Origin of the sequence: Pseudoclavibacter sp. Z016 (genome assembly GCF_002931215.1) — a bacterium.
Taxonomy (GTDB): Bacteria; Actinomycetota; Actinomycetes; order Actinomycetales; family Microbacteriaceae; genus Pseudoclavibacter.
Genome location: NZ_PSTU01000002.1, coordinates 150,388 through 176,086, shown reverse-complemented (window position 1 = coordinate 176,086; position 25,699 = coordinate 150,388). Strand labels below are relative to the sequence as shown.

Annotated in this window: 27 protein-coding genes; 10 read left to right on the top strand and 17 right to left on the bottom strand. The window is 68.1% G+C overall.

The genetic code is table 11. From position 1 onward, the window contains the following. Nucleotides 1–22: 22 nt before the first annotated feature. The 5 genes from C5B99_RS01070 to C5B99_RS01050 all read right to left on the bottom strand — a co-directional run bounded on the left by C5B99_RS01070 (nt 23) and on the right by C5B99_RS01050 (nt 4,787). Nucleotides 23–901 (bottom strand): carbohydrate ABC transporter permease, encoded by an 879-nt coding sequence (locus tag C5B99_RS01070; RefSeq protein ID WP_104239919.1) that lies wholly within the window; start codon nt 899–901, stop codon nt 23–25. Further along, nucleotides 894–1,844, bottom strand: coding sequence for a carbohydrate ABC transporter permease (locus tag C5B99_RS01065; RefSeq protein ID WP_104239918.1), 951 nt, complete (start codon nt 1,842–1,844; stop codon nt 894–896). Before C5B99_RS01065 ends, C5B99_RS01070 begins: the two co-directional genes overlap by 8 nt. Next, nucleotides 1,841–3,067, bottom strand: coding sequence for an ABC transporter substrate-binding protein (locus C5B99_RS01060; RefSeq protein ID WP_104239917.1), 1,227 nt, complete (start codon nt 3,065–3,067; stop codon nt 1,841–1,843). The genes C5B99_RS01065 and C5B99_RS01060 overlap by 4 nt, the downstream gene beginning before the upstream one ends. A gap of 137 nt (nt 3,068–3,204) precedes the next feature. Then, entirely contained in the window at nt 3,205–3,936 is a 732-nt protein-coding gene (locus C5B99_RS01055) for an SDR family NAD(P)-dependent oxidoreductase (RefSeq protein ID WP_104239965.1), read from the bottom strand. Nucleotides 3,937–3,944: 8 nt separating this feature from the next. Next, nucleotides 3,945–4,787 carry a fumarylacetoacetate hydrolase family protein gene (locus C5B99_RS01050; protein WP_104239916.1) on the bottom strand — a complete coding sequence of 281 codons (843 nt, stop codon included), beginning with the start codon at nt 4,785–4,787 and terminating at the stop codon, nt 3,945–3,947. A gap of 112 nt (nt 4,788–4,899) precedes the next feature. Here C5B99_RS01050 and C5B99_RS01045 point away from each other — a divergent pair, with 112 nt between their 5' ends. Next, nucleotides 4,900–6,198 (top strand): enolase C-terminal domain-like protein, encoded by a 1,299-nt coding sequence (locus tag C5B99_RS01045; protein WP_104239915.1) that lies wholly within the window; start codon nt 4,900–4,902, stop codon nt 6,196–6,198. After that, on the top strand, nt 6,195–7,154 hold the full coding sequence (locus C5B99_RS01040) for an aldo/keto reductase (RefSeq protein WP_104239914.1): 960 nt from the start codon (nt 6,195–6,197) through the stop codon (nt 7,152–7,154). Before C5B99_RS01045 ends, C5B99_RS01040 begins: the two co-directional genes overlap by 4 nt. A gap of 43 nt (nt 7,155–7,197) precedes the next feature. Here C5B99_RS01040 and C5B99_RS01035 read toward each other — a convergent pair whose 3' ends face one another. The 5 genes from C5B99_RS01035 to C5B99_RS01015 all read right to left on the bottom strand — a co-directional run bounded on the left by C5B99_RS01035 (nt 7,198) and on the right by C5B99_RS01015 (nt 12,930). Then, nucleotides 7,198–8,076 carry an amidohydrolase gene (locus C5B99_RS01035; RefSeq protein ID WP_104239913.1) on the bottom strand — a complete coding sequence of 293 codons (879 nt, stop codon included), beginning with the start codon at nt 8,074–8,076 and terminating at the stop codon, nt 7,198–7,200. A 1-nt stretch (nt 8,077) separates the two neighbouring features. Continuing rightward, nucleotides 8,078–8,410: an L-rhamnose mutarotase gene (locus C5B99_RS01030; RefSeq protein ID WP_104239912.1), complete on the bottom strand. Its 333-nt coding sequence runs from the start codon at nt 8,408–8,410 to the stop codon at nt 8,078–8,080. After that, nucleotides 8,407–9,078, bottom strand: coding sequence for a FadR/GntR family transcriptional regulator (locus tag C5B99_RS01025; RefSeq protein ID WP_104239911.1), 672 nt, complete (start codon nt 9,076–9,078; stop codon nt 8,407–8,409). The genes C5B99_RS01030 and C5B99_RS01025 overlap by 4 nt, the downstream gene beginning before the upstream one ends. A gap of 175 nt (nt 9,079–9,253) precedes the next feature. After that, nucleotides 9,254–11,119, bottom strand: a complete 1,866-nt coding sequence (locus C5B99_RS01020; protein WP_219819597.1) for a BNR-4 repeat-containing protein — start codon at nt 11,117–11,119, stop codon at nt 9,254–9,256. A 308-nt stretch (nt 11,120–11,427) separates the two neighbouring features. Continuing rightward, nucleotides 11,428–12,930, bottom strand: a complete 1,503-nt coding sequence (locus C5B99_RS01015) for a sugar porter family MFS transporter (RefSeq protein WP_104239910.1) — start codon at nt 12,928–12,930, stop codon at nt 11,428–11,430. Nucleotides 12,931–13,069: 139 nt separating this feature from the next. Here C5B99_RS01015 and C5B99_RS01010 point away from each other — a divergent pair, with 139 nt between their 5' ends. The 5 genes from C5B99_RS01010 to C5B99_RS00990 are packed head-to-tail and all read left to right on the top strand — an operon-like array spanning nt 13,070 to nt 17,770. Then, nucleotides 13,070–14,083 carry a Gfo/Idh/MocA family oxidoreductase gene (locus tag C5B99_RS01010; RefSeq protein ID WP_104239909.1) on the top strand — a complete coding sequence of 338 codons (1,014 nt, stop codon included), beginning with the start codon at nt 13,070–13,072 and terminating at the stop codon, nt 14,081–14,083. Beyond that, complete coding sequence (locus C5B99_RS01005; RefSeq protein ID WP_104239908.1) at nt 14,080–14,916, top strand: TIM barrel protein; 837 nt, start codon at nt 14,080–14,082, stop codon at nt 14,914–14,916. Before C5B99_RS01010 ends, C5B99_RS01005 begins: the two co-directional genes overlap by 4 nt. Then, the gene (locus C5B99_RS01000) at nt 14,913–15,983 is read left to right on the top strand and encodes a LacI family DNA-binding transcriptional regulator (protein WP_104239907.1); all 1,071 of its coding nucleotides are present in this window, start codon (nt 14,913–14,915) and stop codon (nt 15,981–15,983) included. The genes C5B99_RS01005 and C5B99_RS01000 overlap by 4 nt, the downstream gene beginning before the upstream one ends. Further along, nucleotides 15,980–16,537 carry a hypothetical protein gene (locus C5B99_RS00995; protein WP_258062990.1) on the top strand — a complete coding sequence of 186 codons (558 nt, stop codon included), beginning with the start codon at nt 15,980–15,982 and terminating at the stop codon, nt 16,535–16,537. Before C5B99_RS01000 ends, C5B99_RS00995 begins: the two co-directional genes overlap by 4 nt. A 9-nt stretch (nt 16,538–16,546) precedes the next feature. Further along, nucleotides 16,547–17,770: an MFS transporter gene (locus C5B99_RS00990; protein WP_104239906.1), complete on the top strand. Its 1,224-nt coding sequence runs from the start codon at nt 16,547–16,549 to the stop codon at nt 17,768–17,770. On the opposite strand, the gene C5B99_RS00985 is transcribed toward C5B99_RS00990, so the two are convergent. From C5B99_RS00985 to C5B99_RS00970, 4 genes are all read right to left on the bottom strand, one after another. Further along, entirely contained in the window at nt 17,760–18,554 is a 795-nt protein-coding gene (locus tag C5B99_RS00985) for an ABC transporter ATP-binding protein (protein ID WP_104239905.1), read from the bottom strand. The two genes, C5B99_RS00990 and C5B99_RS00985, sit on opposite strands and share 11 nt — an antisense overlap. Continuing rightward, nucleotides 18,551–19,618: an iron chelate uptake ABC transporter family permease subunit gene (locus C5B99_RS00980; protein WP_104239904.1), complete on the bottom strand. Its 1,068-nt coding sequence runs from the start codon at nt 19,616–19,618 to the stop codon at nt 18,551–18,553. Before C5B99_RS00980 ends, C5B99_RS00985 begins: the two co-directional genes overlap by 4 nt. Continuing rightward, nucleotides 19,615–20,595: an iron ABC transporter permease gene (locus tag C5B99_RS00975; protein WP_258062989.1), complete on the bottom strand. Its 981-nt coding sequence runs from the start codon at nt 20,593–20,595 to the stop codon at nt 19,615–19,617. Before C5B99_RS00975 ends, C5B99_RS00980 begins: the two co-directional genes overlap by 4 nt. 73 nt (nt 20,596–20,668) lie before the next feature. After that, the gene (locus C5B99_RS00970; protein WP_104239902.1) at nt 20,669–21,655 is read right to left on the bottom strand and encodes an ABC transporter substrate-binding protein; all 987 of its coding nucleotides are present in this window, start codon (nt 21,653–21,655) and stop codon (nt 20,669–20,671) included. A 132-nt stretch (nt 21,656–21,787) separates the two neighbouring features. Between C5B99_RS00970 and C5B99_RS00965 the strand changes: the two genes are divergently transcribed. Both C5B99_RS00965 and C5B99_RS00960 read left to right on the top strand, forming a co-directional pair. Beyond that, on the top strand, nt 21,788–22,642 hold the full coding sequence (locus C5B99_RS00965) for a siderophore-interacting protein (protein ID WP_104239901.1): 855 nt from the start codon (nt 21,788–21,790) through the stop codon (nt 22,640–22,642). Between the two features lie 88 nt (nt 22,643–22,730). After that, complete coding sequence (locus C5B99_RS00960) at nt 22,731–23,102, top strand: DUF4440 domain-containing protein (protein ID WP_104239900.1); 372 nt, start codon at nt 22,731–22,733, stop codon at nt 23,100–23,102. A 1-nt stretch (nt 23,103) separates the two neighbouring features. Here C5B99_RS00960 and C5B99_RS00955 read toward each other — a convergent pair whose 3' ends face one another. Then, nucleotides 23,104–24,024, bottom strand: coding sequence for a phosphotriesterase (locus C5B99_RS00955; protein ID WP_104239899.1), 921 nt, complete (start codon nt 24,022–24,024; stop codon nt 23,104–23,106). Further along, entirely contained in the window at nt 24,021–24,407 is a 387-nt protein-coding gene (locus tag C5B99_RS00950) for a carboxymuconolactone decarboxylase family protein (RefSeq protein WP_104239898.1), read from the bottom strand. The genes C5B99_RS00955 and C5B99_RS00950 overlap by 4 nt, the downstream gene beginning before the upstream one ends. A 42-nt stretch (nt 24,408–24,449) precedes the next feature. Between C5B99_RS00950 and C5B99_RS19800 the strand changes: the two genes are divergently transcribed. Then, nucleotides 24,450–24,986: a CGNR zinc finger domain-containing protein gene (locus C5B99_RS19800; protein ID WP_104239897.1), complete on the top strand. Its 537-nt coding sequence runs from the start codon at nt 24,450–24,452 to the stop codon at nt 24,984–24,986. A gap of 18 nt (nt 24,987–25,004) precedes the next feature. Here C5B99_RS19800 and C5B99_RS00940 read toward each other — a convergent pair whose 3' ends face one another. Beyond that, nucleotides 25,005–25,664 (bottom strand): TetR-like C-terminal domain-containing protein, encoded by a 660-nt coding sequence (locus tag C5B99_RS00940; RefSeq protein WP_104239896.1) that lies wholly within the window; start codon nt 25,662–25,664, stop codon nt 25,005–25,007. Nucleotides 25,665–25,699: the final 35 nt, after the last annotated feature.

Here is a 25,699-nt window from a genome sequence, read left to right as displayed (position 1 = left end):
CGGTGGGCGACGGGAGTCGCGGTCAGCGGCCGCCCATGCCGGACGTGACGACACCTTTGACGAGGTGCTTCTGCAGCGCCACGAGCAGGACGGTCGTCGGGAGCATCGAGATGACGGACGCCGCCATGAGCAGATGCCACTGGGTGCCCTGCTGGCCGAAGAACTGCTGGAGTCCGAGCGGGATCGTCCCGAGGGCGCTCACATCGTTGACGATGATGAGTGGCCACAGGAACGAGTTCCAGTACGTGATGAAGGTGAAGACCGCGAGCACGGCGAGCGTGGACCGGGAGAGGGGCAGCATGATGCGAAAGAAGATCGTCACCGTTCCTGCGCCATCGAGGCGGGCTGCGTCTTCGAGCTCCTGCGGCACCGTCATGTAGAACTGGCGGAGCAGGAAGGCACCGAGCGCGGTGAACGCCCAGGGGATGATGAGCGCCTCGTACGAGTTCACCCACCCCAGCGAGCGCATGAGCACGAAAGCCGGCACGATGATGACCTCCTGCGGGAGCATCATGGTCGCCAGGAACACGGCGAACGTGGCGCCGCGACCCTTCCACTTGAGCCGAGAGAACGCGTAGCCGGAGAGCGCGGCGACCGCGAGCGTGAGCGCGGTCCCGAGCACGGCGACGATCATGCCGTTCATCAGGTACTGGCCGAAGGGGGCGTACTCGAAGACCTCGACGAAGTTGCCCCATTCGAGGGTCGAGCCGAAGAGGCTCGGGGGAGTGGAGAAGATCTCGTTCGGCTTCTTGAGAGATGACCCGATCATCACGAGAAGCGGCGAGATGAAGATGAGCGTGACGATCCCGAGCAGCACGTAGCCGATGGCGGAACGGATGCGCTGACCTGTTCGACTCGGAACTGCTGCCCTGCGTCGGACCTGGGTGGTGCCGCTACTCATAGTGCACCCACTTCTTCTGGCCGATGAACTGCACGGCGGTGATGACCAGGATCATGATGAACAGCACCCAGCCGGCTGCGGCGGCGAGCCCGAGCTGCTGGAACGTGAAGCCCTGGTTGTAGATGAACTGCACGAGCGTCAGCGTCGAGGTTCCGGGCCCTCCCTTGGTGAGGATGTAGGGCTGGATGAAGACCTGGAACGACGTGATGAGCGTCATGATCGTGGCGAAGAACACCGACGGCGAGATCAAGGGCAATTGGATGCGCCAGAAGATCGTCCAGGGGTTGGCGCCGTCGAGCTGTGCGGCTTCGATCTGGTTCTCGGGCACCGAGTCGAGGGCAGCCGAGAACACCAGCATGTTGTAGCCGAACCCCTGCCACACACTCATGACGACGATCGCGGCCATGGCCCAGTTGGGATCGGCCAGGAAGTTCGGCAGCTCGATCCCGAAGAGCGTCTGCGACGTCGCGTCGAGCGTGCCGCCGGGCTCGTAGATGAGACGCCAGACGACCGCATTGGCGACGATCGGCGTGACGGTCGGCAGGAAGAACAGCACCCTGAAGAACTGGCGTCCCTTGATGCGCGGTGACAGCCATGCGGCCATGCCCATCGAGACGATGAGGTTCAGCGGAAGGTAGAGGACGACGAAGAGGAGCGTGTTGCCGAACGCGGCCCTGAAGGTCTCGTCAGCGAACAGGCGCTGGAAGTTGTCCATGCCGGTGAACGTCGGGCTGCCGATCATCGGCCAGTCGTGGAAGCTCATGACGAGCGCGATGACGATGGGGGTCAAGGTGAAGAGCCCGAGCCCGATCGCGTGGGGGGCAGCGAATGCCGGCCCCCACAGGTTCGGGCGCTGCCTGCGCGGCGGCGCTGGCTCTCGCTTCGCCTCGGTGGTCAAGGGAACCGCGGGCGTCGTCGCCTCCGGTTCAGTGGTGAGCGTCATGATCCGAGCTGCGTCGCGATCTCGGGCAGGACTTCATCCGCCGGCTTGTCGCCGTTCACCATCTGCGGCCCGTACTGGACGAGCAGCTGGTTGAACTGGTCGCCCTTCGCGGAACCCGGGAGGGGGATCGCCGTCTCGAGCGCCGCATCCATGGCCTCCTGGAGGCCGTCGATACCGGCGTTGTCGAACCACACCTGCTGCGCGGCGGTGCGTGCCGGGAAGGCGCGGCCCTGCTCAGCGAGCGAGGTCAGCACCTCCTCGGAGGTCATGCCTGCGATGGCAGAGAGGGCGGCTTCCGGGTCTGCGCACTCCGAGGAGATGCCGAAGCCGCTGCCGGCCGAGAAGGTGCCTCCGCCGTTCGGGCCGGCGGGCAGCGTCGCGACGCCGATCTCGAAGTCCGTCTTCGCGTTGAAGTCGAGCAGCAGCCACGGGCCTCCGACGACGGAGGCGGCTGAGCCGTTCACGAAGGCGTTGTCGTCCGCGGTGTTGTCCGGTCCGTTGGCGACTGTCGCGCGGCCGTCCTGGACTGCTTCCGCGATCCATTCGACTCCCTCGCCGAAGGCTGAGTCGTCGAAGGTGAACTCGCCGTTCTCATCGAGGACGCGGCCTCCGTTGTAGGCGAGCACGCTGCTCTCGAGGAAGAGGTCCTCGACCGTCGATGCGAAGCCCACCTGGCCGGCGTCCTTGAGCTTCGCGGTGGCCGCATCGAACTCGTCTGCGGTCCAGCCGGGAGTCGGGTCGGCGACGCCCGCCGCGGCGAAGGCGTCCTTGTTGTAGAAGAGCACCATGGGGCCTGTGTCGTAGGGAATCGCGTACTGCTGGCCGTCGACCTGCATCGCGTCGAGCGCGCCCTGGTCGAATTCGGCGAGGTCGATGTCGGAGCCGGCGATGAGGTCGTCGAGCGGCAGGAGGCCGCTGTTGAACTGGTTGATGCGGAGGCTCTGCATCGAGACGATGCACGGGGCGGCGGAGGTGCCGAGCTGCGTGGACAGCTTCGTCCAGTAGTCGGCGAATGGTGCTCCCTGCAAGGTCACGTTCACCCCTGAGGCGGCGGCTCCTGCTTCGCCGACGGCCTGCCAGGCTGTCTGGTCTTCCGTGGATCCGATCCACATCGACCAGACGAGCCCGTCAGCGGATTCGGCAGAGTCTCCCGACGCGCATCCTGCGAGGGCCAGCGACCCGATTGCCAGGACGGCGGCGGCAGTCTTCGTGCGTCTCTTCATCGTTATCTCCTTTGATGTTGCGATGTTGGGGCGTGCGGCCCCGAAGCTTCGCCTGAGGCGATCTAATCATCCGATGTTTAGATGGTCAAGAGTGAGTTTGAGTCAATTCAATGGATGGAATGCGGGTAAACATCGGTTCAACTCGCAGCAGGCGACACGCGGAGTCCGGCCATCCCGCCGTCGACCGCGAGGCTCGTGCCCGTTGTCGAACGTGCGGCCGGACTCGCGAGGTAGGCCACGGCCTCGGCGACCTCGTCGGCGTCCACCAATCTGCCCTGTGGCTGCCTCGCCTCGAGCGCGGCGCGCGCCGCGTCGGGATCGGCGGAGTCGGCGAGCAGCCGCTGAACCCACGGTGTGTCCGCGGTGCCCGGGTTCACTGCGTTCACGCGTACCCCGTCGGCGAGGTGATCCGCGGCCATCTGCAGCGTCAGTGCCAGGAGCGCTCCCTTCGTCGCTCCGTAGACCGCGCGCTGTGGGAGACCTGCAGTCGATGCGATCGAGCAGGTGTTCACAACCGCTGCGCTGGGCGAGCGACGCAGATGTGGCAACGCGGCTCGCGTGACCCTCACAGCCCCGAGCACGTTGATATCGAACGCGCGGTGCCACTCTTCGTCGGAGTTGGTCTCGATCGTCCCGACCGTGCTGATGCCGGCATTGTTGACGACGATGTCGACCCGCCCGTGCTGTTCGACGACCCACTCCACGCCCGCCCGCACAGCCGCGTCGTCGCCGATGTCGACGACGGCGCCTCCCTCGCTCGGCGCGAGATCGAACGGCACGGCGATCGCCCCAGCTTCCTGGAGTCGCGTCACGATCGCGGCGCCGATCCCAGAGGCGCCGCCGGTCACGATCGCGACAAGCCCCTGCATGGATCCGCTCACACGATCACCTGCCGCTGCGTTCCGAGGCCATCGATGCTGAGCTCGACCACGTCGCCGACCTGCAGATACGGGAACCGTCCGGAAAGAGCGACCCCTTCCGGAGTGCCCGTGAGGACGACATCGCCCGGCTCGAGCGTGAGGTATTGGCTCAGTGTCCAGATGATGTGCGGGACATCGAAGATCATGTCGGCTGTCGAGGAGTCCTGCCTCGGCTCGCCGTTGACGAAGCTGCGAAGGCGCAGTGCTCGGAAGTCGACTTCGTCCGGAGTCACCAGCTCAGGCCCGAGCGGCGAGAACCGAGGGGCCGACTTGCCCTTGCTCCATTGCCCACCCGGGGCTTCGAGCTGCCAGGCCCGCTCGGAGAGGTCGTTGCCGATGAGGAAGCCGGCGACCGCATCCAGTGCTTCGTCGCTGCTCTCGAGGTAGCTGACGCGCTTCGAGATGACGACGCCGAGCTCGACCTCCCAGTCCGACTTCTTTGAGCCCCGCGGCAGGGGCACGTCGTCGAACGGCCCGGAGGCCGTGTTGGGTGTCTTGAGGAACATGACGACGTCGCTCGGGGGTGCGGCGCCTGACTCTGCGGCGTGGGCTGCGTAGTTCATCCCGACGCAGATGATCGCCGATGGGCGCGCGACGGGAGTGCCCACGCGGAGTGCTTCTGCTCCGTCGAGCTCGGGGAGCTCCCCGGCCTCGTGCGCCGCTCGGACGCGAGCGATGCCACCGTGCTCGAAGAACCCGCCGTCGAGGTCTTCGGTGACCCCTCGCAGGTCGAAGTCCGTGCCGGCCGCGCGAAGGACGGGGATCTCTGCCCCCTCGTCACCCAATCGAAGAAAACGCATACATACGCTCCAAACATCTGAAGATTACGACCTCTGAGGGCCTACGACGCGGCTACTGTAACACTTGACGCGGTATTGATCCGATGTTTACAGTTCTCGGCAAGGAGGAACAATGAGCAAAGTTCAGTCACTGACGACTGTCGACGTCCGGTTCCCGACGTCTCTGACCGCTGACGGCACCGACGCGATGAATCTCGACCCCGACTACTCGGCGGCGTATGCGGTGATCGAGACCGACGCCGCAGACGGCCTCGCGGGCCACGCGTTCGCCTTCACGATCGGCCGCGGCAACGACGTGCAGGTGGCCGCCATCCGGTCGCTCGAGCAGTACCTCATCGGGCGGGACGTCGAGGAGCTGCTCGCCGATATGGGCGCCACCTACCGAGGGTTCGTGTACGACTCCCAGCTGCGCTGGCTCGGCCCCGAGAAGGGCGTCATGCACATGGCCATCGGCGCCGTCGTCAACGCCCTGTGGGATCTCAAGGCCAAGCGCGCCGGTGAGCCGCTCTGGCGGCTCCTGTCGCGCATGTCGCCAGAAGAGCTCGTGCAGCTGGTCGATTTCCGCTACCTGTCCGACGCGTTGACCCGCGAGGATGCGCTGCAGATCCTTCGAGCCTCCGAACCGGGAAGAGCAGAGCGGGAGGCGACCCTCCTGCGCACGGGCTACCCGGCCTACACGACGACCCCCGGATGGCTCGGCTACTCCGATGAGAAGCTTGCGCGACTCTGCAGGGAGGCGCTCGACGACGGCTTCCCGCAGATCAAGCTCAAGGTGGGCGGAGACCTGGATGACGACATCCGGCGGATGCGCATCGCCCGCGAGATCTGCGGCCCCGACTTTCCCATCGCGATCGACGCGAACCAGCGTTGGGACACGCGGGATGCCATCGAGTGGATCACCGCGCTCGTTCCCTACGGGATCGCCTGGGTGGAGGAGCCGACCAGCCCGGACGACGTCCTCGCGCACGCCGCCATCTCCCGCGCCATCGCACCCATCCCCGTCGCCACCGGCGAGCACGCGCACAGCCGGGTCATGTTCAAGCAGTTCCTGCAGGCCGATGGCATGCAGGTCATGCAGATCGACGCGAGCCGTGTCGGAGGCGTCAACGAGAACATCGCGAACCTCCTGCTCGCCGCGAAGTTCGGCGTGCGTGTCTGCCCGCACGCGGGCGGAGTGGGGCTCTGCGAGGCTGTGCAGCACCTCTCGATGTTCGACTTCGTCGCCGTGAGCGGCACGATGGAGAATCGGATGATCGAGTTCGTCGATCACCTGCACGAGCACTTCGTGAGCCCGACTGTCCTCGAAGACGGGCACTACGTCACCCCGCTCGCCCCCGGCGCCGGAACGGAGATGCTCTCGCAGACCCTCATCGACTACGCGTTCTCCTCAGAGCCGGTCGTGGTCGCGTGATCGACCGGCTGGGCTTCGGGGCCGCCTCTCTCGGCAATCTCTACCGGGAGGTCAGCGACGAGCAGGCCCGTGCGGCTCTCGCGGCGGCATGGGACGAAGGCGTTCGGGTCTACGACACGGCGCCGCATTACGGGCTCGGCTTGTCCGAGCGAAGGCTCGGGGCGTTCCTGTCCGGCCTTCCTTCGGACGAGTACGTGCTCTCCACGAAAGTGGGGCGTCTCCTGGTGCCCAACCCGGATTTCGATGGCAGGACAGACGAAGCCGATGGGTTCGCTGTGCCCGCCGACCGCATCCGCCGGTTCGACCCGTCGAGGTCGGGCGTCGAGCGAAGTCTCCATGAGTCGCTCGAGCGGATGGGCGTCGACCGGGTCGACGTGGCCTACCTCCACGACCCCGACGTCTATGACCTCGACGCCGGCATCTCCCAAGGGCTGCCTGCTCTTGTGGAGCTGCGCGAGCAGGGTGTCGTCGCGGAGGTCGGCATCGGCGTCAACGACGTCGGTGCGGCGCTCCGGGCCGTCGAGGAGAGCGACATCGACGTGGTCATGATCGCCGGCCGCTACACGTTGCTCGAGCAGCCAGCAGCCAGCGAGCTGCTGCCTCGTTGCCTCGCGCGTGGCGTGAGGGTGGTGACGGCTGCGGTCTTCAACTCCGGACTGCTTGCGACGGCGACCCGCGCGGCTGATGCGCACTACAACTATGGGGCTGTGCCAGAGGAGGTCGCCGCACGCGTCGACCTGCTCGCGCAGGTCTGCGAGAGGTACGAGGTGACGCTTCCCCAGGCCGCCATCCAGTTCCCCCTCCGCCACCCTGCAGTCTCGACGGTGGTCGTCGGCACCTCGCGGGCTGCCGCCGTGCGCGAGAACGCACGCCACCTGCGAGCATCCATCCCCGAAGAGCTGTGGCTCGAGCTCGAGCGGCTCGGCCTCATTCCTGCTCCAGCATTCGAGCGCTGACGCCGATGACCTGATGGCGGTGCCGGCTGGCACCGCCATCAGGTCATCGCCGCAGTCGATAGGCCCGCGCCGCCGTCTCCGTCCCGACCTGCAGCCACTCGGCGTCCGACAATCGCGCGCGTACGAACTCCAGCCACTCGGCTGTCGTGAGTCCGGCGGCGCCGACGGCACTCACCGGCCAGTCGCTCCCGAACATGCAGCGGTCTGGGCCGAAGACAGCCAGTGCTGTATCGACGACTCGTCCGACCCGAGCGGCGAAGCTCGCCTGCGAGCTCGGGCCAGCCTCGGCAGACAAGCCGCTCAGCTTGACGGAGACGTTCGGCAGGGCGCCGAGCCTGCGCAGGCCGCGCTCCCAGGACGCCCAGCTCGCGTCGCGCTCGTCGTCGGCGAGCGGGGGCTTGCCGACGTGGTCGAGAATCACCGGCAGCGAAGCGGCGCGGGACACCGCGTCCGCCAACTCCTCGAGCTGCCACCAGCGCACGCAGGCATCGAAGCTCGCACCGCGCCGGGCGAGCACGCCAAGGCCCGAGACGAGTGCGTCTGAAGCCACGGCGCCACGGGGGAGGTCCTGCAGCAGGTGACGAACGCCGCGATAGAGCTCGAGGTGCTCGAGGGCGTCGAGGTGTGCCTCGAGTGCGGGGACGCCGCGCAGGAGGTCGGCGTCCGCGACGATGCCGGAGAGCGCCGGCCACTTCGGCGCAAGCGACTGCACCCAGCTGGCCTCCGTCAGTGCGTCTTCTGGGGCGGCGCCAGCCTGCACGAAGACGGCCGCGTGCACGTCGCCTCGCTGAGCGTCGTACTCCGCGGGCAGTCGCGACGCGGAGAGGTCCGGCAGTGCGTCGAGCCAGTCGAACCGCACCCGCGCCCGGTCCCAGACGTGCACGTGCGCATCCACCGGCCCTGAACCGCGGACTCCGCTCATGTCAGCTGCGCCGCTTCTGAGCCTCGAGATCCCACATCAATTCGAGCGGCGAGTACCCGTCTTTGCCGTCGGGGCCTCGGAACAGTTCGACGAAGCGTCCGATGTCTTCCTGCCAGCGCGCGTTCGCGGCATCTCCGTCGAGTGCTGCGTTCGCCGCTTCCCAGTCGTCGCAGATCACGTCGTGGAACAGCCGATGCCCTGAGCGGTAGATGGTCCAGCTGCGGATTCCGACGCGGTCGAACGTCGCAACGAGCTCGGTGGGAATCACCGCATGGCTTTCGCGATACCGCTCGATGGCGCCCGGCTTGATCTCCGAGTGCAGCGCGACCCTCATCGAGCGTCTCGCAGCCAGCGCTCGACACCGGACACGTGGGCGAGCGTGAGTGCCGCAGTGAGCTCCGCGTCTCCTGAGCGGAGCGCGTCCAGAATGGCCCGATGCTCGTCGATCGTCCGTGCAACTGCTCCAGCCTGAGTGATGCCGCGCCAGACGCGGGCCCGCACGGTCCGGCTGGACAGCGAGTCGATGAGGCTCGTCAGGTACTTGTTCCCGGTGCTCTCGACGATGTGGCGATGGAACTTCAGGTCGTGCTCGATGAGCCCCTCGACCTCGGTGTCGTCACCGATCTCACGGAGAATCTCCTCGAGGTTCTCGAGTTGCTCGGGCGAGGCCTCCCGCGCGGCCACGGCCGCAGCCTGAGGCTCGAGCATGCGTCGCACTGCGAGGATCTCGAGCACGCTGTCATCCTGGTGCAGGTCGACGACGAAGTTCATCGCCTCAAGCAGCAGGCGTGGCTCGAGACTCGTGACGTACGTGCCGTCGCCCCTCCGCACATCCAGGACCCGGATGACTTCGAGCGCCTTGACGGCCTCGCGAAGCGAGCTGCGCGACAACCCGAGTCGATCGCTCAGCTCCTTCTCTGGGGGGAGTTTGGACCCAGGCACGAGATCGCCGGAGACGATCATCTCCTTGATCTGCAGGATAGCTCCGTCGGTGACTGCCATGATCGGAGTGTAGTCGCATTCATCCGATGTCTGCTAGCTCGACGTGGGCGCGGTGTCCAGTGGCGCGAGGTGGCGCCCCGCGTGATCCGTCTCGGGGTGCGGATGAGAGGAGCGCCCCTCCGCAGACCAGCGGAGGGGCGCTCTTGGGTGATGACTTCAGGTGTTGTCGGCGGGCTCAGGCGTTCTTTCTCCGAGCCAGGAGTGCCGCACCGAGCAGGAGCAGCGCACCGGCGGCCCCGAAGGCGAGCCACGGCAGGTCGGCGCCGGTGGTTGCGAGCTCGGAACCGCTGTCGGCCTCGGCGGAGCCCGGCGCGGATGGAATCGTGCCTGGCCCCTGGCCCCCGGTCCCGGTCATCTCCGTCGGCTGGACTGAGATCGGCGGCAGCGCGGTGGCGGTTGCCGTCGCCGTGGGCTGCGAAGTGGCCGTGGGGTCGATCGTCTCCGGCGGAGTCTCCGACGCTGCTCGGAGCAGCAGCACGGAGAGCGTCGATCCACCTTCTGGCCATTCGTCCCGCGGCAGGTCGCGGTTCTGACCGAGGCTCTCCCACCGGAGGACGTATCGGCCATTGTCCGTGTTGCCGCCTCGGTCCTGCTGCACGTTCACCTGCAGTCCCGGATACGTGCCGGCGAGCTCTGCGACCTGCGCCGGGTACGGCGGGGTCGACACCTGGGTCACCGGCTGCTGATCTCTGTCGATGATGATGCTCATCGGCTCGCCTGAGCACAGGTAGTTGACCTGCACGTCGCCGTCGGACAGCACCTCGGAGCCCAGCATCTGCACCTCGAAGACGAGGCTGCCGCCGCCACCGAAGCTCCATCGCCCCTCCCAGTCGGACACCTGGTCGATCTTCCAGGCTGGGTCGGAGGAGGTGCGGTCTGGCGTGGCCGTGAAGACCTGCGAGTTCCCCGCTTCGTCGTACTTGTGGTAGCTGATCAGCACTTCATCGTCGGCAGTGAAGCCGATACGCGCGTTGCCGTTGAGGAGCCCTGCGTAGTCTGGAATCGGGTCGACGACGTCGCCGGCTCCATACGTGAATGGGGTGGTGAGCGGTTCGCCCTTGCTGTCCTGCCAGGTCACGAGGTCGTCGCTGCTCGCGTAGCTGAGCATGCTGTTCGTGGCGGCGTCCGGGGTGTCTCGCCAGACCCAGAGCAGGTGGAACTTTCCGTCGGGGCCCAACGTGGGGCCCTGATAGTAGGAGTTCCAGGTGCCTTCCGGGTTCTCGGTCGTACCGGCGCCGTCGAAGAGGGGCTGGTCGATCAGGCGCGACCATGACTGCGTCGTCTCGTCGAACAGGTTGAAGTAGGTGACACCCGAGCCCGAGCCGCCGTTTCGGTGGCTGAACACGAGGCTGCCGTCCTTGCGGTTGACGAACTCCGGGTAGGTCACGGAGTCTTCTGTCGCTGGGTCGACCATGGTCGGGACCGCGGTCAGGGTCGTCACGTCACCGGATGCATCGGTGCGGTAGTAGTTCAGCGCGACATCGTGCATGTTGCCGGCGACGTGGAGCGCACCGTCGCGGTCGAGGCCCAGCGAGATGTAGTTGTGGCTGTCCCATTCGAGCGTCTCTGGGAGGGGCTGGTAGATCCAATCGCCTGCGCTGGTCCCGTCGGTGCGGAGGGCGCGCTGGGCGATGACCATCTCGCGGTCGTCGGTGTAGAAGCCGACGTATTGGCGATCGTCCTGGGTCAGGAGGTCCTGGAGGACGTACATGCCCGCCCAGGTGAGGCCGAGCTCCGATTCCTCGATGACGGTCTCGGAGGTATCGGCGAAGTCGTACGGTGCGCCCCGGTCGTCGCAGACGAGCGGGCCGGGTGTTGGGGAAGTCGTCGCGGACGCGCTCGCCGATGGCAGTGGGGAGGCGCTTGCGGTGGGGGTCGGGGTCGCAGTGGGTTGTGCGGTGGAGGAAGCCGCGGGTGGTGGGGTGTCGATCGGGCTGGTTGTCGCCTGCGCGGGCGCGGCGAGCAACGGCAGGCCGATGAAGGCGGCAGTGAGAACACTGGCGCTCGATAGCAGTGGGAGGCGGCGTGTGCGTTCAGCCATAGGGGCGGGACTCCTTCGTCTCGTGGTCCGTTGACTGTATCGTTTCAATCAACGCGGGGAAAGGCCCAAACCCCCAAAATGCCCCGATTCATCCGATGATTAACCGAAATTTACAGTGTTTGTCGCGGAAAGCGCGCGAATATTGTCCGCTGCTCGCACTCAGGTCTGACCTCTCGCGGTTGAGGTGTTGGGGTCGGCGCAGCGCACAGAAAGAGCCCGCGGAGTCGGCTCGGACGTCCAGATCGAAGCCGATCCCGCGGGCGGGTCGGCCGCTCGCAGAAGCGGCCGAGTCGTGAATTCTGTGGTGGCTAGCGGGTCTTTCCGAGCACGTGGATTGCTCCCGTCGTGACGCCGACCTCGAGCTTCTCGAGGGTCACCCCGCGGGTCTCGGGAACCTGCGTGATCGTGAAGAGCAACGCGAGCGCCCCGATACCGGCGAACAGGAAGAACACCCCGCTGATGCCCATCCCGGCGATCAGGCTCGGGAAGTAGAGCGCCAGGAAGCCGTTGGTCATCCAGCCGAAGAACACGGACACGCCGATGCCGAGGCCGCGCATGTGCAGCGGGAAGATCTCCGCGAGGTACACCCAGACGGCGACGTTCAAGAAGGTCTGCATCGAGGCGACGAATGCGACGACGAGGATGAGGATCACGAACGGGCGGGCCGGGTTGCCGACCGGGAGCAGCAGGGAAGCGGCGCCGATGAGCAGGTGGCAGGTCGTCGTCAGCGTGAGGCCGATCGCGAACGTCTTCCGGCGGTCGACGCGGTCCATCATGTACAGCGCTATGAACCCGCCGATGACGGCGACCACACCGGGCGCGATGTTCGCGATGAGAGCGGCATCCGCCTCGAAGCCCGACTCGATGAGCACCACCTGGCCGTAGTACATGATCGAGTTGATGCCCGTCAGCTGCTGCATCATGGAGACGCCGATGCCGATGAGCAGGATGCGGATGAGCCACTTGTTCGTGAGCACCGCGCCGAGGCCGACCTTCGCTTCCGTCTGCTCCTCCTTCGTGACCTGCTCGACCTCGCCGAGCTCGGCGATCGCGCGTTCCTCGGAGCGCACCGTCTTGAGCACGGTGAGCGCGTCCGCGTGGCGGCCCTTCTCGACCAGCCAGCGCGGCGACTCGGGCATGCGCAGCATCCCGAAGAAGAGGGCGATGGCGGGAATCGCGCAGACGGCGAACATGATGCGCCAGACCCCGTCGATGTGGCTGAGCGTGTTGCCGAGGATGGCGTTGATGACAAACGCGGAGAGCTGGCCCGTGACGATCGCGACCTCGTTGCGGCCTGTGATCGAACCGCGGATCTCGAACGGCGCCAGCTCTGCCAGGTAGACGGGCACGACGGTGGATGCGCCGCCGACGGCGAGCCCCAGCATGACGCGCCCGACGACGAGCAGCGCGAAGTTCGGCGACGCGACGACGACGACCGTGCCGAGGAAGAACAGCACGGCGAGGATGATGATCGTGTGGCGGCGGCCGATGGCGTCCGAGATGCGTCCTCCGAAGAGCGCGCCGAAGGCGGCGGCGAACACGAGGGAGCTGGTGACGACGCCCTCCGTGAAGGCATCGAGGCCGATCTCCGCGGCCATGGGGCGCAGCGCGCCGTTGATGACACCCGTGTCGTAGCCGAAGAGCAGTCCGCCGAAGCAGGCGACGATCGAGATGAGTCCGAGCCGCTTGCGGTACGGGCCTGGCGTGAGTTTGGGCAGGGTCGTCTCTGACGCTGATGCCCCATGCGTGGAAGTGATGAGAACTCCTTTGTCTCCGCGGTTCGTCGCGCTCCTGGGTGATCTCTGCGCGATTCTGGCCGGGTCTCCCGGCCGATTGGAGGCAACCTTATACGTACTAGACGTCGAGCGCTAGTACGTAATAGTCTGTGCGTGCTGGGCGCACCCAGCAGCACAGTGTCGTGTCGGCACCGCCGTCCTCAGGAGAAGCACCATGTCCAAGACCCCCCTCATTCGTGTCGCGCTCATCGGCGCCGGCCGCATCGGCAGCAACCACGCCGCTCTCATCGCCCGCGACATCCCGAACGCCGAGCTCATCGCCATCGCCGACCCCGTCGAAGGCGCCGCGGCGAAGCTCGCCGAGACGCTCGGCGTCGAGCAGTCGTACACGGACATCGCCGAGCTGCTCGCCCGCCCAGACCTCGACGCGGTCGTCATCACGGCCCCGCCCCGCTTCCACACGGCGCTCGTCGAGCAGGCGGCCGCGGCAGGCAAGGCCATCTTCTGCGAGAAGCCGACGGGTGTCTCGCTCGAGGAGCTGCGCCGCGTCGAGGCCGCCGTCGAGCGCCACGACGTGATCTTCCAGGTCGGCTTCAACCGCCGCTACGCCAACGGGTTCCCCGAGCTGCGCTCCGCCCTCGACGCGGGAGCCCTCGGCACACCGCAGCTGCTGCGCTCGGTGACCCGCGACCCGGGCCTCGCGAACCCCGCGGCGATCCCGCCGTTCACGATCTTCCTCGAGACCCTCATCCACGACTTCGACACCCTCAACTTCTTCAACCCGGGCGCCCGCGCCACCCGGGTCTACGCGGTCGCGGATGCGCTCGTCGCGCCGGACTTCAAGGACAAGGGCCTCCTCGACACCGCCGTCGTCACGATCCGCTACGACAACGGCGCCATCGCCACCGCGGAGGCGAACTTCTCGGCCGCCTACGGCTACGACACCCGTGCCGAGGTCTTCGGCAGCGCCGGCATGGCGACCGCGGGTGAGCTGGCGGCGTCCAGCCTGCGCCTCTATGGCGCGGCGGGCGCATCCTTCGACACGGTGCGTGCCGACACGCAGCTCATGCGCGCCGCCTACACGGGCGAGCTGCAGGCATTCGTCGACGCCGTCGCCGGCGTCGAGAGCCCCCGCCCCGGCACGGAGGCCGCGCTCGAGGCCATGGTCATCGCTCTCGCCTGCATCGAGTCGGTCAAGACCGGCGCACCCGTCGAGGTCGTCCGATGAGCGGGACCGTCGCCGGCGCTGGCTCGGGTGCTGGTTCGGGCGCCACCGAGTCGCCATTCGTGCTCGCCGCCTGCGCGGAGATGCTGTTCCTCGACCTCCCGTTCGAGGAGCGAGTGCGGCGCATCGATGAGGCCGGCTTCGAGGTCGAGATCTGGCGGTGGTGGGAGAAGGACCTGGATGCGCTCGTCGCGACCGGCGCGACGTTCGGCTCCATGTCTGGGTACATTCGCGGAGAGCTCATCGACCCGGACGGGGCCGACGCGATCGTCGCCACGGCGCGCGAGTCGCTCGAGGCGGCACAGGTGCTGAACGTGCCGCGACTCGTGATCCACGGGACGGGCCTCGACGACAACGGCCTGCCCGTGCGTCCGAGCGCGCACACCACTCCGGCCGACTGGCTCGCCGCGCTGCGCACGCTGGAGCGCCTCGCGAAGCTCGGCGAGGAATACGGCAAGGTGTTCACGCTCGAGAACCTCAACCACGCCGTCGACCACCCCGGCGTGCCGTTCAACCGGGCGAGCGACACGATCGCGCTCGTCGCCGCGGTCGACAGCCCGCACCTTCGGCTCAACCTCGACCTGTACCACGCGCAGATCGGCGAGGGAGACCTCGTCGACCTGTGCGGGCGCGCGCTGCCCTACATCGGCGAGATCCAGGTCGCGGATGTGCCAGGGCGCTGCGAGCCGGGGACGGGCGAGATCCACTACCCGCGGGTCGCTCGGGAACTCGACGAGCTCGGCTACCGCGGGGTCGTCGCGATGGAGGCGTTCGCGTCCGGTGACTCCGACCTCGCGCTCCGCAGGTTCCGGGAGGCCTTTAGCATCGAGGTATGAGCGACGTTGACGCACGAGACGCCCGCCGCCCGGCGAGACCGGGCGGCGGCAAGCGCGTCACGATGCGCGACGTCGCCGACGCGGCTGGCGTCTCGCAGCCGCTCGTGTCGATCGTCATGCGCGACGTGCCGGGCGCGAGCCCGGAGTCTCGCGCGCACGTCCTCGAGGTCGCGGCCCGTCTCGGGTACCGGCGAGACGAGCGGGCGAGGATGCTCAAGCAGGGCCGTTCGCGCCTCGTCGGCATCGTCTTCCACGCGGCGCAGCCGTTCCACGGCGAGCTCATCGACGAGCTCCAGCTCGCGGCCCGGTCTGCTGGGTACAACGTGTCGCTCGCCGCGGTCACGAAGCGGCGGGGCGAGGCGGATGCGATCGAAGCGCTGCTGGGGGAGCGGGTCGAGGGGCTCGTCCTGCTCGGAGCGTCGCTGCCCGAGGAGCAGCTCGACCGCATCGCCGAGGAGGTCCCCGTCGTCACGGTCGCCAGCCAGTACTCGTCGGCGTCGTTCGACAGCGTGTCCATGGACGACGCGCGCGGCATGGAGCTGGCGGTGCGGCACCTGCACGAGCGCGGGCACTCGCGCATCCTGTACCTCGGGGCGCCTGGCGTCTCGGGCGATGAGGTGCGCACGGCCACGTTCCTCGCCGCCACGGCTGCTGCCGGGCTCGGCGACCAGGTCGCGATCGTGGCGGGCGGAGCTTCCGAGGCCGCCGGCGCGAAGGTGATCGAGGAGGCGCTGGCGCGCTACCCGGACGCCACCGCGGTTGTCGCCTTCAACGACCGGAGCGCGCAGGGCGTCGTCGCTCAGGCGCGCCTCCTCGGCAAGCGTGTTCCCGAGGACCTGGCCGTGGTCGGCTTCGACGATTCCGAGCAGGCCGAGCTGCCGTACCTGCAGCTCACCAGCCTCGCGCAGGACCCGGCGCAGCTCGCATCCGCGGCCGTCGAGATGGTGGTGGGGCGCGTCGACGCGAGCGCCGAGGGCGAGCAGCCGCGGAGTGGGGAGCACCGCATCCTGCCGACGAGGCTCGTCGTGCGCAGCAGCAGCGGCAACTCGGTCGAGCGCTCGAGGTGACGGATCGTCGGACGCCGGGCTTCGACGGGGCGAGTCCGTCCCGACCCAGCGGTTCGCTGCCTGGGCTGCGTGACGCGGCCCGCCGCCAGTACTTCTCGCTCGGCACCGGCGAGCTGGCGTCGGTCCTGACCTTCACGATGCTGGGCGTGTGGGCCGTGCCACCCATCTTGCCGTCGGGCAGTGACGTGGCCGCGTTCTGGTCGGCGCTCGCACCCCTGCTGCTTGTGCTCCTGCACGGTGGTTCGTACTGGCTGCTCGCCCGCCGCTGGGTCGGCACCTCCAGGATGCCCGTCGGGCTCGCGCGCACGTTCTGGGTGCTGAAGTGGCTGAACCTCGCGGTGCTCGTCGGCGGCCTCGTCGGCATCGTGGCCTGGTGGCCCAGCTCCTGGCTGGTCGCGGTGCTCGTCCTGTTCACATGGGCATTCGGGGCCGTCGAGTACCTCAACTACTTCGTCGTGCGGCTGAGCTACCCGGCCCGGGCCTGGCTGCCAGAGGTGCGACGCTTTCGGACTCCGCGCTTGGTGAGGGATATCAGGCAAGCCACGCATCGGTAGGCTTCCCGGATGCCACTCGGTTGCGGATTTCGTGTGCTCTGGAGCGCGAACGCCCTGTCGAACCTGGCAGACGGCATCGCGTTCGTGTCGATGCCGCTGTTGGCCGCCTCGGTCACCGACGACCCGCGCCTCGTCGCGGGCTTGGCGACGCTCTACGCCCTGGTCCGCCTCCTGGTCGCGCTGCCCATCGGCGTCTGGGTCGATCGGGTCGACCGCCGGACCCTGATCGTCGCGGCGAACGTGCTGCGCGGCTGCGCCCTGCTGGGGCTCGCCCTGGCGATCCAGCTCGGCTTCTCCTCCCTCATGGTTCTGTATGCAGCGATGGCGGTGGTCGCGACGTTGGAGAGCGCGGCGGACAACGCCGCATCGGCCATGCTGCCGTCGCTCGTCGACCGAGAGCGACTCGATTCCGCGAACGGGAGGGTCGCGGCGGCGCAGCTCGTCGCGGACGAGTTCGCTGGCCCTCCCCTCGGGGGATTGCTGTTCGCCCTCGCCGCAGCGGCTCCTGTCTTCGCGATGGGTGGGCTGTGGGCCGTCGCGGGCCTCGTCGCCCTCGCGCTGCCGATTCGGCGACTGTCGAGGCCAGGATCGGATGCGCGCGACGCACGACGTTCGGTCTCCGTCGAGGTGCGCGAGGGCATCGCCTGGCTGGCACGCCACCGTGTGGTCGGGAGCCTTGCGCTCACCGGAGCGCTCGCGAGCGTCGGCTACATGCTGCCCTTCTCGATTCTCGTGCTGTTCGCCGAGGAGCGCCTCGGCCTGGACAGCACCGGATACGGCCTGCTGCTCGCCGCGTCGGCCCTCGGTGGCTTGCTCGGCTCCTTCCTCGCAGCCCGGCTTCGCACGTGGCTCGGATACCGATGGACGATCGTGGCAAGTCTGGCGCTGGGGGCGCTGACGCTCGGTGGACTGTGCCTCACGACGAATCCGATCGTCGCCGGCGTGCTCTTGGCGCTCTACATCCTGCACGCGACGGTCTGGAACATCTGCTCGCAGTCCCTCCGCCAGCGCCTCATCCCCGACGAGCTGCTCGGACGCGTGGGCGCCAGCACGCGCGTGCTCGGCCTCCTGGGGCTTGCCATCGGGGCGACGATGGGCGGGATCCTTGGGGCGGTCGACCTCGCGATACCGGTCGCCACCGGGGCCGGAGTGTTCGTGGTCTGCAGCTTGGTTGCTGCTGGCGCGCTGCGGGGCGGCGTGTCCGGTCGGTCAGGCTCCGACGTCAGGCCTTGACGCTGCGCCCCGCAGGCACGACGAGGGGAGAACCCGAGTAAGGATCGCTGAGGATCGTCGACTCGACGCCGAAGACCTCCTGTACGAACTCGGCCGACACGACCTCACGGGGGTTGCCCTCGGCGACCAGCGATCCGTCCTTCAAGGCGATGAGGTGGGTTGCGTAGCGGGCCGCGTGGTTGAGATCGTGCAGCACTGCCACAAGCGTGCGCCCCCGGCGGTTCAACGCAGCGCACAGTTCCAGCACGTCGATCTGATGCGCGATGTCGAGATACGTGGTGGGTTCGTCGAGCAGCAAGTACGGGGTTTCCTGGGCCAGTGCCATGGCGATCCACGCGCGTTGTCGTTGCCCACCCGAGAGCTCGTCGACGAACCGGTCCGCAAGAGCGGCGGTCTCCGTCAGCTCCAACGCTTCATCCACTGCAGCCGCGTCTGCCACACTCCACTGCTTCAGCATGCGCTGGTGCGGGTAGCGGCCGTGGGCGACGAGGTCGGCGACCGTGATGCCGTCCGGAGCAACTGATGTCTGCGGGAGCAACCCGATGGTCTTCGCGACCTCGCGCGTGGGAAGAGACAGGATGTTGCGCCCGTCGAGGACGACTGCCCCCTCGGTCGTGGGTAGCAGGCGGGCGAGGGCCCTCAGGAGCGTTGACTTGCCGCACGCGTTCGCGCCCACGATGACGGTGAACGACCCGTCCGGGATAGCGACGGTGAGATGCTCGCTGACAACCTTGCCGCCGTAGCTGAGTCGAGCTCCGTCAGCGGCGAGCCGTGGTGTGGTCATCGCGCGTGCCTCCATTCGTTGATGAGCAGCCAGATGAAGTAGCTCCCGCCGAGCACGAGCGTGGCGATGCTCACGGGCAGGCTCGACGTGGTGGGGGCGACGAGGACGGCCACGTCCGCGCCCAGCAGGACGAGTGAACCCATGAGCGCGGCGGGCAGCACGGCGAGCGGTCCGACCCGGGTCAGCTGGCGTGCCAGGTGTGGAGCGGTGAGCGCAACGAACGCGATCGGCCCGGCCACCGCCACCGGCACGGCGACCAGCGCCACGCCGATGGCGAGAAGGGCGAGTCGGACGGGGCGGACGCTGACCCCGAACGCCGCGGCCGCATCGTTGTGGAGCTCGAGCATTCGACCGGGTCGGGCTGCCAGAACGGCCAGCACGAGGAGCACGGCGATGACGCAGGTCGCTGGCACCAGGCGCTCCCAGCCGATCGAAGCGAGGCTCCCGAGCGTCCACGAGCTTGCGCGCATCGCTTCCTCGAGCTCGGCGCGCTGGATGAGCAGTTGGTTGATCGCGATCAACATGGCGCTCATGCCGATGCCGACGACGATCAGGCGGATGCTGCCGCTCCCAGATGACAGGCCGAATGCCGCTACGACCACGGCCGTGGCGAGACCGCCGACGAGGGCGCCGATGGTGAGGCCGGTCTGCCCCGCGCCGAGCACCAGAGTCGCGACGAGGGCCCCGGTGACCGCCCCGGCATCGAAGCCGAGGACGTCGGGGCTGCCGAGGGGGTTCCTCGTCAGCGATTGGAAGAGCGCGCCGCTTGCGCCGAGGGCCGCGCCGAACACGACGGCAGCCAGAACCCTGGGGAGCCGCCATTCCATCACCACGAGCTGGCTGCGGCTGTCGCCCTGCCCGAGGAGGGCAGCGAGGACCTCGCCGGGTGAGAGGACGAGGCTGCCGACGCAGAGGGCAGTGACGCCGAGAAGGACGATCGCGGCGACCAGGCATGCGCCGACGATAAGGGTGCGGATGCGGACGCGGATGCTGAGGGCCGCCCGCCGCAGGACCAGCGTGCCCGTGGGCGTGGTCCCGGGCCTGGAGCCGCCGCCCTCGTTCACAGCGAGATCACCCGGCGCCTGGCCATCATCGCGATCAGCACGGGCGCGCCGATGATCGCCATCATGAACGCGACGGGGTATTCGCCTGGCTGCGCGACGACCCGGCCGAGGATGTCTGCGGCGAGCAGCACCGCCGGTCCGTAGATGAGTGACGAGGCGAGGATCCAGGGCTGGCTCGGCCCCGTGAACCTCCGTACGACGTGCGGGATCATGAGTCCGATGAACGCAACCGGCCCGATGAGCGCCGTGGCGCATCCCGCGAGCAGCGTCACCGACACGAGCGCGGCCCCGCGGACGAGCCGCACCCGCGTTCCGAGCGCGCGCGCATGATCGTCGCCGAGCGAGAGCGCTCCCAGACCGCGACTGATGCAGACCGCGACGATGAGGCCGACCACGATGACGGGCAGAACTGGCATGGCACCGAGCAGGTCGTGCCCGACCAGCGACCCGACGGTCCAGGCGCGGTAGCCCGCGAAGACAAGGGGGAAGAGCATGGTGAGGGCCATGCTGATGCCGGAGAAGACCGCGGCTAGGGCGACGCCCGCGAGGACGAGCCGAGCGGGGGAGGCGCCGTATCTTCCCGTGCGGCCGATGGCTAGCACCACGAGCGTCGCAACGACGGCGCCCACGAACGAGAAAACGCTGTACTCGCTCGGCGTCGTGATGCCGACAAGCGCTATGCCGAGCGCGACGGCGAGCGCGGCACCGGCGTTGACGCCGAGCAGCCCGGGGTCAGCCAGGGGATTGCGCGTGAGCGCCTGCATCAGAGCGCCCGACACGGCAAGCGCCATGCCCGCGAAGATGCCGACCACGGTTCGTGGAATGCGCAAGGTGAAGAGGATCTCGGAGGCCTCTGAGCCGTCTGGGTTCGCCAGCGCCGAGATCATGTCCGGGATCGGGAGCGGCTTCGCGCCGATGAGGACCGAGAGCACGACCGTCACGAGGAGCAGCGCGACCCCGATTGCGAGACCGAGCATCCGCATCCGGCGTCGCGCGCCCGCAGCGGAAGGGGCAGCGCCCGTCAGCGCCGCCCCTTGCGTGTCAGTGAGCTCAGCTGGCAAGGGCTGCCTCGAAGGTCGGAGTCACCTCGTCGAGCATGTACGTGATGCTGAGCGGGCCGGGCACGTTGGTGGCAACGGCGAGGGCATAGTCGAGCCAGACGACCTTGCCGCTCTGCACGGCGGGCAGCGCCTGGAAGCGCGCATCCGCTTCGAGGGCGGCCTTGTCTGCGTCGGTCATCGCCCAGATGCTGAGCACATCAGAGTCGAAGTCACTCACATTCTCGAGCGAGATGACGGTGAACTCCTCGTGGCTGTTGTCCTGGCCGTCGGCGGGGGCGAGCCCGAAGTCCTCGAGCCAGGTCCCGTTTCCGTACCAGAAGCCGCCCTGCTCGACTGAATAGCCGAGGTACGAGTAGCTTTCGCCATCGAGTGCGGAGAGCCCCTCGGTTGCTGTCGTGATGGAGGCTTCCGTCTCAGAGATCACACGCTCGCCCTGGTCGGCGACTCCGAGCGCGTCCGCGAGGAAGGTCGTGCGTTCTTGCCAGCTCTGCGCGGCTTCGACGTCACTGGTGAGGGTCGGCGCGATGGCGCTGAGGCGGTCGTAGGCCTCTCCCTCCGCTGCCGTCCAGTAGTCGACGACAATCAGATCGGGGTCCGTTGCCAGGATGGCTTCGAAGTCGAGTGAGCCGTCGGCGCCGATGAGACCAGGTTCGAAGGCGCCCGTCAGGGCCCCGTCGAGCCAGGGCAGCGTCTCGAGGCTGTCGCTCGTGCCGATGTCGTAGGCAACCGGTTCGACACCGAGGGCAGCGGCGACGTCGGCGCTCTGAGAATCGAGGACGACGATGCGCTCCGGCTTCTCCGTCAATTCGACATCGCCTTGGATCGTCGTCACGGTTCGGGGGAACTCGCCTGAGAGTGCCGAACTGTCGTTGCCCGCGGCAGGGCTGGACTCCGCTGGTGCCGAGCAGGCCGCGAGGGAGAGGGCGGTCAAGGCCGCGAGACTGACAGCGGCGATGCGCGCAATGGGAAGCGTCATTGGGGGGAGGGCTTTCTCTGATGCGGGACAGTACGGCTGTCACGGAGGCTTTTGTAAGGGAATGCTAACCTAAGTGCAGCGTCGTGGGAGTGCGTCCTGTCCGGCGCCTCTCATCCCCAGAGGAAGGCCTTCATGGCAACGATCCGTGACCGCATCCGGGAAGTCTCCCAGGGGCGAGCGATCCTGATCGACGACTTCGTCGAGGTGGTCGCGAGCCGTCGTCTCACTCCGGGGTTCCAACGGGTCACGCTCGGGGGCGCGTGCCTTGCGGACTACACGGAGCCGCTGCCTGCAGATGCCTTCAAGATCGATATCGGCTCGGAGGCGAACCCGCTTATCCGGGGCTTCACGGTCCGTGATTTCCGGGCAGAGCGCTTGCAGTTCGACTTCGACGTCGCCCTGCATGAGGCGGGTCGTGCCAGCGACTGGTCGCAGACGGTCGCGGTCGGTCAACGGGTGCGCTTCCTCGGCTTCCGGCGAGATTTCGCCGTCGGTGACGGGGTCACAGAGCACGTGTTCATCGCCGACGCCAGCGCTCTCCCCGCAACCGCCGCCATCCTCGAGTCGCTTCCCACTGGTCACCGAGTGGCTCTGCTGGCGGAGACGGGCAACCCAGAAGATCGTGCGCTTCTCTCCGCGGCGATCGAGTCGCTGGGTGACCGACTGCGTGTCGTCTGGCTCACCGGGAGGTCGTCCCAGGGGTTGGAGAGCGCCCTCGTGAGCGCCGCCCGCAACCTGACCGTACCCCCGCATGCGCAGGTGTGGCTGGCCGCCGAGTCGGCGACCGTTCGCAGCATCCGCCGCCACCTCATCGAGGGTCTCGGGGTGCCTCGGGGGAATCTGCACGCCACGGCGTACTGGATCTCGGGGCTCACGAGCAGCCAGAGGGATGACAGGGAAGCGGTCGTCTACGGGGAAGCTGTCGACGCGGGCCTCGATGTCATGGATCCCGTCGTCTACGACCGGCTGGAGTTCGAGGGCGCCTGAGCCCGTGCTCCTGTTCAGGTCCAACGGGCAGGGGCCGAGAGGCTCCTGCCGGGGCTGCGACGAGCGGATGCGTCGGTAGGGTCGCTCTATGTGGGAGACGGATACCGAGGACTTCGCGGACATCAAGAGCGCTGAACTCGCGCTGCTCTCGTCGGCCGTGCGAGCCGACTCCGCCCAGACGTCCGCGTTCCTATCTGAGGACTTCGCAGAGATCGGGCGCTCCGGGCGTCGCTGGACGTACGCGGAGTCGGTGGCGGCCCTGGCCGGCGAGGAGGAGCGCCCTCTTCCGCGCACATCGGAGTGGCTCTTCAACCGGGTGAGTGCGGAGCTCGTGCTCGTGAACTACGTGCTCCATGAGCCCGGCCGGAGCAGCAGGCATGCGTCGCTGTGGGACACGCGAGGCCCAACCCTCCGATACCACCAGGGGACGATCATCCCCAGCTCGCCGACTGAGCTGTAGTTCACGAACCTCGTTCGGGGTGCCCACTGCCGCGAAGGCGCCACGCCCGAGCGGGATTCGTCGTGAACATCGCTGTGGCGACGACGTCGCCGACGTGCGAGGCGATCGTCCGCCTCGTCTGGCTGAGGAGGCCGCGCATCCCGGCCCCGCCGCCGGCTGCCGTCGCCGAGCGCGTCGTGGTGTCGCCGCCGATGAGGAGCGAGTCGGCGTGGCCCGTGTCAACGATCCGGCTGATGACGGACAGCAGGGCGGAGTCCGTGCGGGCGTGGTTGGGCGAGGGCCCGTCGACGCACAGGAACGCGCCGGTGGCGCTGACTTCGGCGATGTACTCGAGGTCGGGGTTGCGGCCCAGGTGTCCCAGGACGACGGCTTCAGGCGTCACCTCAAGCTCTCGGAGCAGGCCGACGACCGCGAGGGCGCACCTTCCTCCTTCCAGGTGGACGGCGATGGGTGCACCGGTCGCGTGATGCGCGGCCGCAGCCGCATCCAAGCTCGTCCGTTCGAACGGCGTCGCGCCCGCCGGTCCGGTCCCGACCTTGATCAGGCCGCACCGCCGATCGATCACGTCCTCGACGAAGGCCGCCGCGAGTTCGACGGCACTGGCGTCGAGCAGTGGATGCCCGGGCCGATAGACCTCCCGGCGGTGCCGGCCGGTCGCGGCGACGATGTGGACTCGAGACGCATGCCCGAGTTCCTGCAGTGCGGCCAGCTGCCGACCGAGGCCGCGCGGAGTCCACTGCACGATCGTGGTTCCGCCTTCCTCGCGGAAGAGGTCAGCCTCGAGCACCGCGGCCCCGAAGTCGGCGAGCTCCTGGCCTGGCAGGGCGGGCGTGGAGAGGAAGAGATGGTCGTGCGAATCCACGACGCCGACGCTCGCCGCGTCGAGGTCGCCGGCAGTCGTTCGGACGACCTCCCCGGTCACGCTGTCGCGCTGTTCGGGGAGACCGTGTCGAGTGCGCGCAGGGCCGCCATGGTGCGGGGCAGGCCGACGTAGGCGACGAGGTGAACGAAGGCCTCGGCGACCTCCTCCCGCGACATGCCGATCCTGATCGAGGATGCGATCTGTCCCTGCAGTTGAGGATCCACGCCGCCCAGTGCCGCGAGGGCTCCGAGGTTGAGGAGCTGCCGATCGCGGGGGCTGAGCCCGGGGCGCTGGTAGGTGCCGCCGAAGACCGCACCGACGATCCACTCATCGAAACCGGGCGCCGTCGCGTCGACGGTCGTGCGCCATCCCTGCGTCGTCTCGGGTTCCTGCAACGCGGCGAGCGTATCGAGGCCTGCCTCTGGGTCGTACTGCCTGTCCATGGCGACTCCATTCTGTAACGGTTCACACGTTACACTTGTCGAGTGGCCGACAAGACAGCATTCAGGACAGATGGTGGAGCGGCGTGGCTCAATCTCCTCGCCACTCGGGGGCAGACATTCGGTGCGCATCCCATCGAGCGCCTTCGCGCCCCCGAAGACCTCCAGCGGTGGCTCACGCTGATGGGCCTGCGACCCCTCGAGGCGCCGAGCGGAGGCGACCTGAAGGAGGCGGTGCGGCTCCGCGAGACCCTTCGTGGGCTGGCGATGGCAGCCGTGGAGCCTTCGTCACCCAGGGGGCTGAGCATGGATGCGCTCCTAGAGTTCTCCACGAAGGGGAACCCGGCTCTAGCCGGGGCGCCGCTCGGTGATGTCGCGTCCGCGCTGTCAGCGCTCGCGATTCAGGCGACCCTCACGTTGCGCGGGCCCGACCGTGCGCTCCTTCGCCAGTGCGATGAGGTCGACTGCCGCTGGGTCTTTCTGGATTCATCTGGCCGCAGGCGGTGGTGCCCAGCACCTGCGTGCGCATCCCGCGGCCGCGTGCGCGCGCACCGCGCAGCGGCGGCATCGTCGTCCTCGTGAGCTCGGCGCTCGACTCGGCTAGCTCGGCGGCTGCTCCTGTGCTGAGTGGTGCCGTTCTTGCCAGGTGGGGTCGGCGATGCCGGTCAGGACGCTGAGTACCGTGCGCTCGGCGAGCTTCGCGTCGATCGGCTGGTGGCCGAAGAACGCTCGGTAGTAGAGCGGTGCCGCGAGGAGGTCGAGGGTGAGCTCCATGTCGAGTTCCGCCCGCAGGTCTCCTCGCTCGATGGCGTGCTCGAGGACTGTCCTGGTCGTCGCGCGGCGAGCCTCGAAGTACTCGCGGAGAAACAGCTCGCGGAGCTCCGGGTCGGCCTCCAGGTCGGCGAGGAGTCCCGGGAGTGCGCGGGTGATGGGGGAGTCGCCGAACCCGTCGGCGATGTTCGAGATGCCGCTGACGAGGTCGCAGTGCACGCAGCCGGTGTCCGGCGTCGGCGTCGTTCCGAGCACCGAGATGAGCGTGTGCACGACGATGCCGGGCAGGCTTTTCCAGCGCCGTCGAAGCGCGGGCTTGCTTGTCCCGGCGGCTGCCGCGACATTCTCCATCGTGAGCGAGCGGTACTGGCCGGTCTCGAGGAGGCCGATGACCGCCTCGGTCGCCCTGGCGTCGATCGTCGCGTCGCGGGGGCGGCCGTGCGGCAGTGATCGGGTCCGGGGTGCAGCGTGCGGCTCTGGTTGCGGCATTGCCTCACCGTACCCTACATTCATTACGTTCCGGT

Excerpts from the sequence above, each read along its gene's own strand:
- C5B99_RS01025 (WP_104239911.1), bottom strand. The coding sequence starts at position 9,078 with ATGGCAGTCACCGACGGAGCTATCCTGCAGATCAAGGAGATGATCGTC.
- C5B99_RS00975 (WP_258062989.1), bottom strand. The coding sequence starts at position 20,595 with ATGCTCGGTCTCGCAATCGGGGTCGCGCTGCTCCTCGTGACGGTCGTG.
- C5B99_RS01070 (WP_104239919.1), bottom strand. The coding sequence starts at position 901 with ATGAGTAGCGGCACCACCCAGGTCCGACGCAGGGCAGCAGTTCCGAGT.
- C5B99_RS01010 (WP_104239909.1), top strand. The coding sequence starts at position 13,070 with ATGTCCAAGACCCCCCTCATTCGTGTCGCGCTCATCGGCGCCGGCCGC.
- C5B99_RS01060 (WP_104239917.1), bottom strand. The coding sequence starts at position 3,067 with ATGAAGAGACGCACGAAGACTGCCGCCGCCGTCCTGGCAATCGGGTCG.
- C5B99_RS01030 (WP_104239912.1), bottom strand. The coding sequence starts at position 8,410 with ATGAGGGTCGCGCTGCACTCGGAGATCAAGCCGGGCGCCATCGAGCGG.
- C5B99_RS00965 (WP_104239901.1), top strand. The coding sequence starts at position 21,788 with ATGGCAACGATCCGTGACCGCATCCGGGAAGTCTCCCAGGGGCGAGCG.
- C5B99_RS01020 (WP_219819597.1), bottom strand. The coding sequence starts at position 11,119 with ATGGCTGAACGCACACGCCGCCTCCCACTGCTATCGAGCGCCAGTGTT.
- C5B99_RS01065 (WP_104239918.1), bottom strand. The coding sequence starts at position 1,844 with ATGACGCTCACCACTGAACCGGAGGCGACGACGCCCGCGGTTCCCTTG.
- C5B99_RS01035 (WP_104239913.1), bottom strand. The coding sequence starts at position 8,076 with ATGAGCGGAGTCCGCGGTTCAGGGCCGGTGGATGCGCACGTGCACGTC.
- C5B99_RS00985 (WP_104239905.1), bottom strand. The coding sequence starts at position 18,554 with ATGACCACACCACGGCTCGCCGCTGACGGAGCTCGACTCAGCTACGGC.
- C5B99_RS01055 (WP_104239965.1), bottom strand. The coding sequence starts at position 3,936 with ATGCAGGGGCTTGTCGCGATCGTGACCGGCGGCGCCTCTGGGATCGGC.
- C5B99_RS00970 (WP_104239902.1), bottom strand. The coding sequence starts at position 21,655 with ATGACGCTTCCCATTGCGCGCATCGCCGCTGTCAGTCTCGCGGCCTTG.
- C5B99_RS01000 (WP_104239907.1), top strand. The coding sequence starts at position 14,913 with ATGAGCGACGTTGACGCACGAGACGCCCGCCGCCCGGCGAGACCGGGC.
- C5B99_RS00960 (WP_104239900.1), top strand. The coding sequence starts at position 22,731 with ATGTGGGAGACGGATACCGAGGACTTCGCGGACATCAAGAGCGCTGAA.
- C5B99_RS00940 (WP_104239896.1), bottom strand. The coding sequence starts at position 25,664 with ATGCCGCAACCAGAGCCGCACGCTGCACCCCGGACCCGATCACTGCCG.
- C5B99_RS01005 (WP_104239908.1), top strand. The coding sequence starts at position 14,080 with ATGAGCGGGACCGTCGCCGGCGCTGGCTCGGGTGCTGGTTCGGGCGCC.
- C5B99_RS01045 (WP_104239915.1), top strand. The coding sequence starts at position 4,900 with ATGAGCAAAGTTCAGTCACTGACGACTGTCGACGTCCGGTTCCCGACG.
- C5B99_RS01050 (WP_104239916.1), bottom strand. The coding sequence starts at position 4,787 with ATGCGTTTTCTTCGATTGGGTGACGAGGGGGCAGAGATCCCCGTCCTT.
- C5B99_RS00950 (WP_104239898.1), bottom strand. The coding sequence starts at position 24,407 with ATGGACAGGCAGTACGACCCAGAGGCAGGCCTCGATACGCTCGCCGCG.
- C5B99_RS00990 (WP_104239906.1), top strand. The coding sequence starts at position 16,547 with ATGCCACTCGGTTGCGGATTTCGTGTGCTCTGGAGCGCGAACGCCCTG.